Here is a 12,388-nt window from a genome sequence, read left to right on the forward strand (position 1 = left end):
TTCCTCTGCCGGAATGCAATTCCGGCAGAAGAAGCGCGTCACACCACGACGGTCGTGGGTTCGGTTGCGGCGGAGCCGGTCACGCTGCGCCAGGCGCGGGCGAGCAGGCCGACGGCTTCGGCGAGCTGGTCCTCGGGCAGCGCGTAGGGGATCCGGACGAAACGCTCCAGGGTTCCGTCGACGCCGAACCGGGGGCCGGCGGGCAGTTCGAGGCCGATGCGCGAGGCGGCGGCAGACAACGCGGTGCTCATCGGAGCGGGCAGTCGCACCCACAGCGACATGCCGCCGGCGCCGGGTCCCGGTTGCCAATCGGGTAGCTGCTCGTGCAGCAGCGACTGCAGGAACGCTCGCCGGGTCCGCAGGATCTCCCGGCGCTCCGGGAGCAGTTCGTCGCGCTGCGCGAGAAGTCTTGCGGCGGCCAGTTGCTCGAGTATCGCGGTGCCCATGTCGATCGAGGGTCGCAGCGTGGTCAGGGTGGCGATGGTGTTGCGCTCGGCGCGGATCCAGCCGATCCGCAGCCCACCCCAGAACGACTTCGACATCGAGCCGACCGTCAGCACCAGGTCACGTCGGCCGGCCAATTCGGCGGCCAATGGCGCAGGCGCCGGCTGATCGATCCACATGTCGGTGATCGTCTCGTCGATGACGGTCCGGGTCCGGGTCTCGGTGATGATGTGCGCCAGACGTTTTCGATCAGCAGCAGGCATGGTGTGGCCGGTCGGGTTGTGATTGTCGGGAATCAGGTAGGCGAGGTTGGGTGCCAGCTGATGCACCGCCGCCTCCAACGCGTCCAGATCCCAGCCGTCCTCGGTCATCGACACCGGAACCGGACGTGCCCCCGCGGTGGTGATCGCCGACAGCGCACCGTGATACGTGGGCTGCTCCACCAGGACACGGTCGCCGGGCTGGATGTATGTCGTGAGGATCAAACCGATGGCGTGCAGCGCCCCGGTGGTCACCATCACCTCGTCTGTTTCGGTGGGAAGGCCTCGCTCGCAGTACCTTTCGGCGATGGCCTCGCGAAGCGCCACGGTGCCGACGAGTTCGTGGCCCATGCCCTGCAGGTACGGCGTCACGTCGTCTGCCGCTGCGGCGAAGGCCGTCATCACCGCGGACGCCGGCGCGGACAGTGCCGCGCCGGCCAGGCTCAGCGCCGGCGCCGATGCCGGCGCCGACGCGGGAGAGGCGGGCAGGGCGGTGGTGCTCCGGGCGCCTCGGCGGGCGTTGAGGTAGCCGTCGTCGCGCAACTGTGTGTATGCGGCGGTGACGGTGGTGCGGGACACGTGCAACACCTCGGCCAACGCGCGCTCGCTGGGTAGTCGCGCACCCACCGGCAGTCGGCCGTCGACGATCAACAACCGGACCGCGTCGGCTAGGCCGTGGTACGCGGGCCCGCTCCGACTGGATGTTCGCCAGTTGCCGAGTTCGCGGGCCAACAGGTCCACATCAAGCGATCGTGCCGCCATTGCCTCGGTCATTAGGGGCCAGTATTGACCAACTGGATATTGAATGGCAAGCCAGTCTCCGGAAAAAATGCAGACATGACGAAAAACTGGTTATCAATTCTGGCCACTCGGACGGCGCAGCTCTGGCACCGTCTGGTCTTCGCGGTGGTGCGCCCGTCGGACCACGTCGAGTCGTGGGACGGCTGGGATCTCACCGCGGACCGGCGCCGGGAGCTCAGCGACCTCGATGCCATCCGGGTGCGGTTCCCGGATCACGCCTGATGGCCGGGTGCTTTCGCGGGGCGGCGCTGCTGATCGGGCTGTGCGGCTACGGCGTGTCGATGGCGATGATGGTGCGCGCCGGACTGGGGCTCGACCCGTGGGACGTCTTCCACCAGGGTCTGGCGATGCGCACCGGCATGACGATCGGACTGGCCTCGGCCGTGGTGGGCGTTGCCGTGCTCCTGGCCTGGATCCCGCTGAGGAACCGACCCGGCATCGGCACGATCGCCAACGTCGTCGTCATCGCGATCACCGTCGACGTCGCGCTCTGGCTGATGGCGACGCCGTCGTCACTGCCGGTGCGGATAGCCATGATGGTGGCCGCGGTGGTGCTCAACGCGTTCAGCACGGTGCTCTACATCGGGGCCGGGCTCGGTCCCGGACCCCGCGACGGATTGATGACGGGCCTCGTGGTCCGCACCGGCAGGTCGGTTCGTCTGGTCCGCACGGCGATCGAGGTCACCGTGCTCACCATCGGCTGGCTGCTCGGCGGGACCGTCGGCGTCGGCACCGTCGTCTACGCCTTCGGTATCGGCCCGCTCGTCCAGCTCTTCGTGCGTCTGACCCCGGCACGGGTGCTCGCCGTCAGCGGGTGGGCCCCCGTGGCTTCGGCGCGGCACGTCGCCGAAGATGTGGAGGGTGAGCGGCCAACACACGCTGGAGTCGCTGGCGGCTGAGGCGATCGCGCTGGGCGAAAGCAGTCCGCGAGCGGTCCTGGGCATCGCCGGCAGTCCCGGTGCCGGAAAGTCGACGCTGGTGGCCGAGGTCCTCGGTCGGATCAACGAACGCTGCGGGCCCGGGTGGGCCGCACACGTGCCGATGGACGGCTTCCATCTTGCCGACGATCAGCTGCGCAGGCTCGGCCTGTTGGATCGCAAAGGCGCGCCGGAGACCTTCGACCCCGCGGGGTACGCACATCTGCTCGAGCGGGTGCGGACCGAGACCGAGGCCGACGTGTATGTGCCGGGATTCGACCGCCTCCTCGAGCAACCGGTTGCCGGCGCGCTGGTGGTGCAGCCGGTGGCGCGGCTGGTCATCACCGAGGGCAACTACCTGCTTCTCGACGACCCGCCCTGGTTGCGGGTCCGCCGGGCGATCGACCGGGTGTGGTTCGTCGCCGCCGAGGAACAGTTGCGAATCGCGCGGCTGACCGCGCGTCACGTCGAGTTCGGCAAGAGTGCATCGGCGGCGCAGGCATGGGTCGCCGATGTCGACGAGCGCAACGCGGTGCGGGTGGCGCCGAGCCGGTTGGCGGCGGACCGGGTGATCGTCAACGGTGCGAGCGGCTGGGCGTTTCTGGAGTAGACCGCAGTTCCGCGGCCGCGATGAGCGCCACGGAACCCGCCGGGGCCGCCTGACTACGATGGGCGGGTGCCAGTCGATGACGTGGAAGCAGCCGACCCCGACCTGCTGATCGACTTCGCAAAGGTCACTCTGCGGCGCGGCGGCCGGACCCTGGTCGGCCCGATCACGTGGTCGGTGGAACTCGACGAGCGATGGGTCGTGATCGGTCCCAACGGCGCCGGAAAGACGTCGCTGCTGCGGATCGCTGCGGCGATGGAGCACCCGTCCTCGGGCACCGCATACGTGCTCGGGGAGCGGTTGGGGCGTGTCGACATGGCCGAACTCCGGTCGCGGGTCGGCCTGAGCAGTTCGGCGCTGTCGCAGCGGATCCCCGACGACGAGGTGGTGCGCGACCTGGTCGTGTCGGCGGGCTACGCCGTCCTCGGCCGGTGGCGCGAGCGCTACGACGACACCGACTACCACCAGGCACTGGACATGCTGGAAAGTGTCGGTGGCGAGCACCTCGCCGAGCGCGTCTACGGCACGTTGTCGGAGGGGGAGCGCAAGCGGGTGCTGATCGCACGGTCGCTGATGACCGACCCTGAGTTGCTGCTCCTCGACGAACCCGCCGCCGGCCTCGATCTGGGCGGCCGGGAGGAACTCGTCGCCCGCCTCGGCGACCTGGCGGCGGACCCGGATTCTCCGGCGATGGTGTTGGTCACCCACCACGTCGAGGAGATCCCGCCCGGGTTCTCCCACTGCCTGATCCTGTCGGAGGGCGCGGTGGTCGATTCCGGCCTCCTGACCGACGTGTTGACCGCGGAGAACCTGTCGACGGCGTTCGGGCAGTCGATCGCGCTGGATGTCATCGACGGCCGTTATTTCGCGCGTCGTACCAGGAGTCGCGCGGCACACAGGAGAGCAAAATGACCGACGAGCGCTTGCGTGAGGAGCAGACGTGACCGAACCCCTGACTCCCAGGCCGGCCGCGACCGTGATGCTGATCCGCGACGAGCGGTCCGCGGAGAGCCTCGAGGTCTTTCTGATGCGCCGGCACTCGGCGATGGATTTTGTGGCCGGGGTGATGGTGTTTCCCGGCGGCGGCGTCGACGACCGCGATCGCAACGCCGACGTGGCCTGGCACGGCCAGGACCGGCACTGGTGGGCGCAGCGATTCGGCGTCGACGTGGAGCTGGCCGAGGCGCTGGTGTGCGCGGCGGCCCGGGAGACGTTCGAAGAATGCGGCGTCCTGTTCGCGGGGGCGGCCGATGACCCGGACCTGCTGGTCGACGACGCCTCGGTGTACCGGGAGCAGCGCGCCGCCCTGGAGAACAAGACGTTGTCGTTCGGGGAGTTCCTGCGCTCGGAGAAGTTGATGCTGCGGGCCGACCTGCTACGCCCGTGGGCCAACTGGGTCACGCCCAAAGAGGAGCGCACCCGCCGCTACGACACGTACTTCTTCGTCGGTGCGATTCCGGACGGTCAGCTCGCCGACGGAGACAACACCGAGACCGACAAAGCCGACTGGGTGACCCCTCAGGCAGCGCTCGACGACTTCGCCGAGGGGCGCAGTTTCCTGCTGCCGCCGACGTGGACGCAGCTCGATGCGCTGCACGGTCGCACCGTCGCCGAGGTGCTCGCCGTCGAGCGACAGATCGTGGCGGTCGAACCCCACCTCTCGGCCCAGCAGGGCGGGAACTGGGAGATCGAGTTCTTCAACGGTGACCGCTACAACGAGGCGCGGAACCGGCGCGCTCCGCAGGGTTACACCGACGGGGCTCCGCTCGCGTGACCGAGTTCGTCACCGTTGTTCTCAACGAGCGCATCGCGACGCTGCTGCTGTCGCGGCCGCCCACCAACGCGCTGACGCGGCAGGTCTGCCGGGAGATCGCCGAGGCGGCCACGGAGCTCGGCGGGCGTGAGGATGTCTGCGCGGTCATCGTGTTCGGTGGCCACGAGATCTTCTCGGCCGGCGAGGACATGCCGGAATTGCAGACGTTGACCGAGGTCGAGGCGCGGCAGGCGGCGCAGGTCTGTCAGCGGGCCGTCGACGCACTCGCGGCGATACCGAAGCCCACCGTGGCCGCGATCACCGGATACGCGCTGGGAGCCGGGCAGACGCTGGCGCTGGCGGCCGACTGGCGGATCAGCGGCGACAACGTGAAGTTCGGTGCCACCGAGATCCTGGCCGGGCTGGCGCCCGCCGCCGGTGGCGCGACCCGTCTGGCCGGCGCCGTCGGCGACAGCAAGGCGAAGGACCTGGTGTTCAGCGGGCGCTTCGTCGACGCCCGCGAAGCGCTCGATCTGGGGCTGATCGACCAGCTGGTGGCCCCGGACGCGGTGTACGACGCCGCGGTCACCTGGGCGAGCCGATTCATGGACTATTCACCCGAGGTGTTGGCCGCCGCCAAGGCCGCGTTCGGTGGTGATTGAGGGCTCTCGGCCGTAGCGCGGGCGGCTGCGGACGTTAGGCTGCCCTGCATGACGGAAACGAAGGAACCCGGCGCCTACCCTGATGTCGCCGTCCCGGCTCCGACGCCCCACGCGACCGAGGCGCAGGTCGAGGCCGCACGGCACGACACCAAGCTCGCCCAGGTGCTCTACCACGACTGGGAAGCCGAGAGTTACGACGAGAAGTGGTCGATCTCCTACGACCAGCGTTGCATCGACTACGCCCGCGGGCGGTTCGACGCGATCGTGCCCGACCGGGTGCAGCGCGAACTTCCCTACGACCGAGCCCTGGAACTGGGCTGCGGTACCGGGTTCTTCCTGCTCAACCTGATCCAGGCCGGAGTGGCGCGGCGGGGTTCGGTGACCGATCTGTCCCCGGGCATGGTCAAGGTCGCCACCCGCAACGGCCAGTCGCTCGGACTGGACATCGACGGCCGAGTAGCCGATGCCGAGGGCATCCCGTACGAGGACAACACCTTCGACCTGGTCGTCGGGCACGCAGTGCTGCACCACATCCCCGACGTCGAGTTGTCGCTGCGCGAGGTGGTGCGGGTGCTCAAGCCGGGGGGCCGGTTCATCTTCGCCGGTGAGCCCACCACGGTCGGTAACGCCTACGCGCGCCGGCTTGCCGATCTGACGTGGAAGTCCACCGTCGCGGCGATGAAGCTGCCCGGCCTCGCGGGCTGGCGTCGCCCGCAGGCCGAACTCGACGAGAACTCTCGGGCCGCCGCGCTGGAATGGATCGTCGACCTGCACACCTTCGACCCGGCCGACCTGGAGACGATGGCGCGCAACGCGGGTGCGGTCGACGTCGACACCGCCAGCGAGGAGTTCACCGCCGCGATGCTGGGCTGGCCGATCCGGACCTTCGAGTCCACGGTTCCGCCCGGCAAGCTGGGCTGGGGCTGGGCGAAATTCGCATTCGGCAGCTGGACGACACTGTCGTGGGTGGACGCCAACGTCCTGCGCCGCGTCGTGCCCAAGGGCTGGTTCTACAACGTCATGGTGACCGGGGTCAAGCCGTCGTAGAGTTCGGCCTCGACGATGTGCGGTATCTCTGCAGCGATGCGGGGAAGCTGGCGTTGGCGGAGGTCGCTCGGTATCGCCTGACCGGTCCGACGCTGGTCGCCGATATCGATTCGGCGCGAACGCATTTCGCCGACAGGGCGGCGGTACTGGTGGAGACCGTGCTGCTGCGCCGCAGAGCCGAAGCGAAGTTCGCCGACCCGTCGGGCTGGTTGTTCACCGACGACGCACTGCAGCAGGCCACCGCCGCGCCGGTGGCCGAGCACCGCGCCCGGCGACTGACCGGGGCCACCGTGCACGACGCCACATGTTCGATCGGCACCGAGCTTGTGGCACTTCGGAATCGGGCTGACGTCGTGGTGGGTAGTGACATCGACCCGGTGCGTCTTGCGATGGCCCGTCACAACCTCGGACCGGGCGGACCCGACGTGCTCCTGTGCCGCGCGGATGCGTTGCGGCCGGTGACCGCCGATGCGGTCGTCGTCGTCGACCCCGCGCGGCGCAGCGGTTCCAGGCGCCGCTTCGATCCCCGTGCCTACGTGCCGCCGCTCGACCACCTCCTGGAGGTGCTGCGGGCGCGCGACCACGTCGTGAAGTGTGCTCCCGGTGTGGATTTCGCCGTGATCGGCCGACTGGGATTCGAGGGCGAAGTGGAGGTGACCTCTCTGGCGGGCAGCGTCCGGGAAGCCTGCCTCTGGTCGCGTGGTCTGGCCGACCCGCAGGTGCGTCGGCGGGCCACGATGCTCGACACCGCCGAACAGGTCACCGACGCCGAGCCCGACGACTGCCCGGTGGCCGCCGCAGGGCGCTGGATCGTCGACCCCGACGGCGCGGTCGTGCGCGCGGGCCTGGTCCGCCACTACGCGGCCCGTCACGGTCTGTGGCAGCTCGATCCCGACATCGCATACCTGTCCGGTGACCGGCTGCCCGAAGGGGTACGTGGTTTCGAGGTCCTCGAGCAGGTTCCCTTCGGCGAACGGCACCTGCGGCAGGCTCTTTCGGCGCGAGATGTCGGAGCGGTCGAGATCCTGGTCCGCGGTGTCGACGTCGACCCCGACGTGCTGCGGCCGCGGCTGCGGTTGCGCGGCTCGACGCACCTGAGCGTCGTCGTCACCCGGCTCGGTTCCGGAGCGGCAAGCCGGGCAACGGCATTCATATGTCGTCCGTCACGCTGATCGGCCACGTACCCTGGCAGCAACCCCGCCGTCGTCCGAGTCGGCGCCGACCGCAAGGACGTCCGACGATGCGCATTCTCGCCGCTGCCCTGCTAGCTGCCGGTGTCGCGGCCGGTCTGGCGGTCGCCCCGGTGGCCGCAGCCGAGACGGCGTGCGCCGATCTGGGCGGCACGGTCGACGAGGAGCAGATCTGTCACGTGCATGCGGAGAACCCCACCTACCGCTTGGACTACGCGTTTCCCGACGACTATCCCGACCAGCAGGCTCTGACGGCCTACCTGACGCAGACCCGCGACGGCTTCGTCAACGTCTCCGAGATGCCGGGGTCGTGGAATCTGCCCTACGTGCTGGACGCCAGGGGGACCGACTACCGGTCCGGACCCGAGGACGCCGGCACCCGCAGCGTGGTGTTCGAGGTGTACGAGAACGTCGGCGGCGCGCACCCTCAGACCTGGTACAAGACCTTCAACTGGGATGTCGAGAAGGAGGCCCCGATCACCTTCGACACCCTGTTCAAGCCGGACACCCGGCCTCTCGACGTGATCTTCCCGATCGTGCAGGCCGACGTGGCCCGCCAACTCGGGGTGAACGCGCCGATCTCACCCGCCGACGGTCTGAACCCCGAGAAGTACCAGGAGTTCGCGCTCACCGACGATTCGGTGATCTTCTATTTCGGTCAAGGCGAGATCATGGCCGGTGCCGGGGGTGCGCTGCAGGCGACGGTGCCGCGCAGTGCGATCGCGCCACTGCTGGCCTGAACCCACCCCCGTCCCGTCATGTCGCCTTGCTGACTTCCTTGTCCTTGCCGGTGACCGGGTCGTAGTTCTCCCAGAACGTGGCGCCGACGATGCCCAGAGCGACCGGGTCGAACGTCGGGTCCAGCCCCTGCTTCTTCTGCTTCTCGTAATCCCACAGGGCCTTGTAGGCGGGCTGCTGCAGGATGATGATGCCGACGATGTTGAGCCACGCCATCAGCCCGACACCGATGTCACCCAGCGTCCACGCCTCCGACGCCGTGGACACCGCGCCCAGCGTCACCGACACCAGGATCAGCGCCTGCAGCACCAGGGTCGCGTTCGAGCCGACCGTGCCCCGAAGGAACGGCACATCGACCGTCGAGGTCTTACCCAGCAGGAAGCGCAGGTTCGTCTCCGCCATGTAGTAGTAGGCGATGATCGTCGTGATGCAGAAGAACGCCAGTGAGATGGCGATGAAGCTGGAACCGGCACCACTCCACAGCGTGTCGAATCCCGTCTGGGCGAACGCCGGACCGACCTCGGCATCGGCCGGCAGGATGCTGCCACCTTCGCGGATCACCGCACCGTCGGCGCTCTCACCCTCGAAGACGCGGTAGGCGCCCGTCGACAGGATCAGGAACCCGGTTGCCGAGCAGATGAACAGGGTGTCGATGTAGACGGCGAACGCCTGGACGAGGCCCTGCTTGGCGGGGTGCGACACCTCGGCGGCCGCTGCGGCATGCGGGCCGGTGCCCTGGCCCGCCTCATTGGAGTAGATGCCGCGCTTCACGCCCCACATCACCGCGGCGCCGAGAATGGCGCCGAAAGCCGAGTCCAGCCCGAACGCGCTGGCGAAGATCAGCGAGATGATGCCCGGGACCTCGCTGGCGTTCATCAGCACCACCACCATCGCGAGAACGATGTAGACGACGGCCATGAACGGCACCACGATGGACGCGAAGGTCGCGATGCGTTTGACGCCACCGATGATGACGAACGCCAGCACGATCACGGTGCCGACGGCCACCCACCACTTCGAGACGCCCCACGCCGAGTTCATCGCCGAGGCCATCGAGTTGGACTGCACACTGGGCAGCAGCAGACCCATCGCCAGGATGGTGACGGCCGCGAAGATGTACCCGTACACCTTCATCGCCGGCGCAGCCTTGGTATGTGCGAAAGCCCGACTGAGGTAGTACGCCGGGCCGCCGCGATATTCACCCGTGAGCTTGTCGCGGGTCTTGTAGATCTGGCCCAGGGTGCACTCGACGAACGACGTGGAGGCACCGAGGAAAGCGACGGTCCACATCCAGAACAGGGCGCCCGGGCCGCCGAAGGCGATGGCGGTCGCGACCCCGGCGATGTTGCCGGTGCCCACCCGCCCGGCCAGCGACATCGTCAGCGCCTGGAAGCTCGAGACACCCGAGGGCGAGGTCTCGCCTTTGAACATCAGCCGGATCATCTCGGGAACCTGCCGGACCTGGACGAACCTCGACCGGATGGAGAAATACACACCTGCGGCAAGGCACAGGTAGACCAGTGCGTTGCTCCATACATAGCTGTTTACCGCGCTCAAGAAATCCGACAACGTCGCGCCCCTTCGTCACCTATCGACTGCCCCGCGATTGCATCTTGCATAGTGGCACCGACGGCCGCGCAATGCATTGCACATGTGTGAACTGGAGGTAAGCGACCTAAGGACAAACCGGTGCCTTTGTCAGGCCGGAGCGAAGCCGTAAACCCGGCCGTCGCTGGTCGCGGCGACGACGCGTCTGTCGTGGCCGATCGACACGCCGACCGGCCATCCCGTGGCGCCGGGGAGGGGATAGCTGTTCACGGTGCGGCCATCACCGAGGTCGAAGACGACCAGAGCCATCCCGGACCGGTCGTCTGTCCCGTCCTGGTCGTTCGTCCCGTCATTGCCGTTCGTCCCGTCCTGGTCGTTCGTCCCGTCATTGTCGTCGCGGACCACCGTGTAGCCGACCCCGGCGACGCTGGAGGTCGACAGCGGCGAGGTGTCATCGCGATTCCAGACCTCTTCGGCCTGCTCACCGGTGTCGCGGAACGCGAGGAGTCGGGCACCCGGTCCGCCACCGGCGACGATCATGCCGTCGGGCGTGACCGACGGCGGGGTCTGGGCGAGATAGTCCAGTGGCACCGACCACTTTTCGGTGCCGTCCTCGATGTCGAGCGCCCACAACCTCTCGTCGCGGCCGTTGACGTACACCGTCGACCCGTCCGCGGACAGGACGGGGCTGGCCATCGGTCCGCCGCCGACCGCGTCGCTGGTCCACTCGCGGGTGAGCAGCGGAGTCTGCCCCGGTCGGTACCGAAGACCGACCAGGACGGGCTCGTCGGCCCCGGGTTCCCACAGCGTCAGCACGACCATGCCGGTCGCCTCGGAGAAGGCGGGTGCCGCGGCCACCGGGCATTCCGGTCGGGCCAACCGGCAGTCGTCGAGTCCGCGCTGGGAGTCGGTGGGGTCGACGCCGGACACCAGATCCAGCGAGTTGCCGGTCACGGTGCCACGGTGGGCGTCGAACACCAGCACCTGGCCGAGATGGGTGACCACCAGCAGACTGCCCGGCGACAGAAACCGCATCGTCATGGGCATCCCGATCACCGGTTTGCGCCACCGGATCCACTGGGTTGTCGGATACGACAACACCGCGCCGGGCTGACCGACGTAGAGGTTGTCGAAACCGTCCAGCAGCGGGCTGGCGAAGCCACCGCCCTGAAAGGTGCGGGTGCACCAGCGCTGCCGACCGAGGTTGTCGGACTCCCAGACCATCAGTGAGCAGCCGCCGGTGGTCTGAGCGTTGATGGCCACCTGGTTCCCGGAGCCGAGCGCCACCTGGGATGCGAGGTCGCCCCTGACCGACCGGATCCAGTCCAGGCGCAGCGTATCGGCACCGGTGACCGGCGAGTGACTGCTGTTCGCGGCGTCCGCGTACTGAGCGGACCAACCCGTGGCGGCGCGCGCCTCGACCCAGGAATCGGTGTTGCCGCAGCCGGCGAGCACGCCCGTGAACAGCGCCGTCGCGGCCACCGCGATGATTCGCCGGAGCACTGGATCCCTTCTGGATTAGCGGAGCGGTCGGTCGCGTCCGGATGTGGTTCGAACCCACGTGAGGGTAACCGCTCCGGGGTGGCGGGCTGGAGCGTAGCGACGGGGCATGTCGCGGGTGTCCTCGCGTAGGCTGTCCGGCCATGACGACGATGTGGGGTGCGCCGTTGCACAAGCGCTGGCGGGGTTCGCGCCTGCGGGATCCGCGTCAGGCCGACTTCCTCACCGTGGCGTCGCTGAAGTGGGTGCTGGCAAACCGCGCGTACACGCCGTGGTACCTGGTGCGTTACTGGCGGCTGCTGAAGTTCAAGCTGTCGAATCCGCACATCATCACCCGCGGCATGGTGTTCCTCGGCAAGAACGTGGAGATCCAGGCGACCCCCGAGCTGTCGCAGATGGAGATCGGCCGCTGGGTCCACATCGGTGACAAGAACACCATCCGCTGCCACGAGGGTTCGCTGCGCATCGGGGACAAGGTGGTCCTCGGGCGGGACAACGTCATCAACACCTACCTCGACATCGAGTTGGGCGACTCGGTGCTGATGGCCGACTGGTGTTACGTGTGCGATTTCGACCACCGGATGGACAGCATCGAGTTACCGATCAAGGACCAGGGCATCATCAAGGGCCCGGTGCGGATCGGGCCGGACACCTGGGTGGCGACCAAGGTGACGGTGTTGCGGGGGACCAGCGTCGGACGCGGCTGCGTGCTGGGGGCCCACGCAGTGGTCAAGGGCGAGATTCCGGACTTCTCGATCGCGGTCGGCTCGCCCGCCAAGGTGGTCAAGAATCGCAAACTGTCCTGGGAGACGTCGGCGGCTCAGCGGGCGGAGTTGGCGGCGGCGCTGGCCGACATCGAACGCAAGAAAGCCTCTCGGTAGCGGTTCGTCAGCCCGCAAGTACTGCGCGTGCTCTGCGTAG

13 protein-coding genes are annotated in these 12,388 nt (G+C 68.3%); 10 read left to right on the forward strand and 3 right to left on the reverse strand.

All coding sequences use genetic code 11. The features are described 5' to 3' along the window. Positions 1–38: 38 nt before the first annotated feature. Positions 39–1,478 carry a PLP-dependent aminotransferase family protein gene (locus ABDC78_RS10155; protein WP_178362101.1) on the reverse strand — a complete coding sequence of 480 codons (1,440 nt, stop codon included), beginning with the start codon at positions 1,476–1,478 and terminating at the stop codon, positions 39–41. Positions 1,479–1,541: 63 nt separating this feature from the next. Here ABDC78_RS10155 and ABDC78_RS10160 point away from each other — a divergent pair, with 63 nt between their 5' ends. From ABDC78_RS10160 to ABDC78_RS10200, 9 genes are all read left to right on the forward strand, one after another. After that, positions 1,542–1,727, forward strand: a complete 186-nt coding sequence (locus tag ABDC78_RS10160; protein WP_178362102.1) for a hypothetical protein — start codon at positions 1,542–1,544, stop codon at positions 1,725–1,727. Next, complete coding sequence (locus ABDC78_RS10165; RefSeq protein WP_178362103.1) at positions 1,727–2,404, forward strand: hypothetical protein; 678 nt, start codon at positions 1,727–1,729, stop codon at positions 2,402–2,404. Before ABDC78_RS10160 ends, ABDC78_RS10165 begins: the two co-directional genes overlap by 1 nt. Then, positions 2,358–3,032, forward strand: coding sequence for a nucleoside/nucleotide kinase family protein (locus ABDC78_RS10170; protein ID WP_178362104.1), 675 nt, complete (start codon positions 2,358–2,360; stop codon positions 3,030–3,032). The genes ABDC78_RS10165 and ABDC78_RS10170 overlap by 47 nt, the downstream gene beginning before the upstream one ends. Before the next feature lie 66 nt (positions 3,033–3,098). Next, positions 3,099–3,941, forward strand: coding sequence for an ABC transporter ATP-binding protein (locus ABDC78_RS10175; protein ID WP_178362105.1), 843 nt, complete (start codon positions 3,099–3,101; stop codon positions 3,939–3,941). Between the two features lie 67 nt (positions 3,942–4,008). Next, a complete protein-coding gene (locus ABDC78_RS10180) occupies positions 4,009–4,803 on the forward strand; it encodes an NUDIX hydrolase (RefSeq protein WP_178362376.1) in 795 nt (264 codons plus the stop codon). Further along, positions 4,800–5,444 carry an enoyl-CoA hydratase gene (locus ABDC78_RS10185; protein ID WP_178362106.1) on the forward strand — a complete coding sequence of 215 codons (645 nt, stop codon included), beginning with the start codon at positions 4,800–4,802 and terminating at the stop codon, positions 5,442–5,444. Before ABDC78_RS10180 ends, ABDC78_RS10185 begins: the two co-directional genes overlap by 4 nt. Before the next feature lie 48 nt (positions 5,445–5,492). Then, on the forward strand, positions 5,493–6,491 hold the full coding sequence (locus ABDC78_RS10190; protein WP_178362107.1) for a class I SAM-dependent methyltransferase: 999 nt from the start codon (positions 5,493–5,495) through the stop codon (positions 6,489–6,491). Continuing rightward, on the forward strand, positions 6,449–7,663 hold the full coding sequence (locus tag ABDC78_RS10195; protein ID WP_218621540.1) for a class I SAM-dependent methyltransferase: 1,215 nt from the start codon (positions 6,449–6,451) through the stop codon (positions 7,661–7,663). Before ABDC78_RS10190 ends, ABDC78_RS10195 begins: the two co-directional genes overlap by 43 nt. A gap of 68 nt (positions 7,664–7,731) precedes the next feature. After that, positions 7,732–8,421 (forward strand): esterase, encoded by a 690-nt coding sequence (locus ABDC78_RS10200; protein ID WP_178362109.1) that lies wholly within the window; start codon positions 7,732–7,734, stop codon positions 8,419–8,421. A 16-nt stretch (positions 8,422–8,437) separates the two neighbouring features. Here ABDC78_RS10200 and ABDC78_RS10205 read toward each other — a convergent pair whose 3' ends face one another. Both ABDC78_RS10205 and ABDC78_RS10210 read right to left on the reverse strand, forming a co-directional pair. Continuing rightward, positions 8,438–9,988: an alanine/glycine:cation symporter family protein gene (locus tag ABDC78_RS10205; RefSeq protein WP_178362110.1), complete on the reverse strand. Its 1,551-nt coding sequence runs from the start codon at positions 9,986–9,988 to the stop codon at positions 8,438–8,440. Positions 9,989–10,117: 129 nt separating this feature from the next. Further along, positions 10,118–11,470, reverse strand: a complete 1,353-nt coding sequence (locus tag ABDC78_RS10210; RefSeq protein WP_178362111.1) for a PQQ-binding-like beta-propeller repeat protein — start codon at positions 11,468–11,470, stop codon at positions 10,118–10,120. Between the two features lie 140 nt (positions 11,471–11,610). Here ABDC78_RS10210 and ABDC78_RS10215 point away from each other — a divergent pair, with 140 nt between their 5' ends. Then, positions 11,611–12,348, forward strand: a complete 738-nt coding sequence (locus ABDC78_RS10215) for an acyltransferase (protein ID WP_178362112.1) — start codon at positions 11,611–11,613, stop codon at positions 12,346–12,348. The last annotated feature ends 40 nt before the right edge of the window (positions 12,349–12,388 follow it).

Origin of the sequence: Mycobacterium sp. DL, assembly GCF_039729195.1 — a bacterium.
GTDB lineage: Bacteria > Actinomycetota > Actinomycetes > Mycobacteriales > Mycobacteriaceae > Mycobacterium > Mycobacterium hippocampi_A.

What these genes read in the sequence shown, in the direction of transcription:
- ABDC78_RS10215 (WP_178362112.1), top strand. Translation starts at nt 11,611, where the DNA reads ATGACGACGATGTGGGGTGCGCCGTTGCACAAGCGCTGGCGGGGTTCG.
- ABDC78_RS10180 (WP_178362376.1), top strand. Translation starts at nt 4,009, where the DNA reads ATGCTGATCCGCGACGAGCGGTCCGCGGAGAGCCTCGAGGTCTTTCTG.
- ABDC78_RS10160 (WP_178362102.1), top strand. Translation starts at nt 1,542, where the DNA reads ATGACGAAAAACTGGTTATCAATTCTGGCCACTCGGACGGCGCAGCTC.
- ABDC78_RS10200 (WP_178362109.1), top strand. Translation starts at nt 7,732, where the DNA reads ATGCGCATTCTCGCCGCTGCCCTGCTAGCTGCCGGTGTCGCGGCCGGT.
- ABDC78_RS10190 (WP_178362107.1), top strand. Translation starts at nt 5,493, where the DNA reads ATGACGGAAACGAAGGAACCCGGCGCCTACCCTGATGTCGCCGTCCCG.
- ABDC78_RS10165 (WP_178362103.1), top strand. Translation starts at nt 1,727, where the DNA reads ATGGCCGGGTGCTTTCGCGGGGCGGCGCTGCTGATCGGGCTGTGCGGC.
- ABDC78_RS10155 (WP_178362101.1), bottom strand. Translation starts at nt 1,478, where the DNA reads ATGACCGAGGCAATGGCGGCACGATCGCTTGATGTGGACCTGTTGGCC.
- ABDC78_RS10170 (WP_178362104.1), top strand. Translation starts at nt 2,358, where the DNA reads ATGTGGAGGGTGAGCGGCCAACACACGCTGGAGTCGCTGGCGGCTGAG.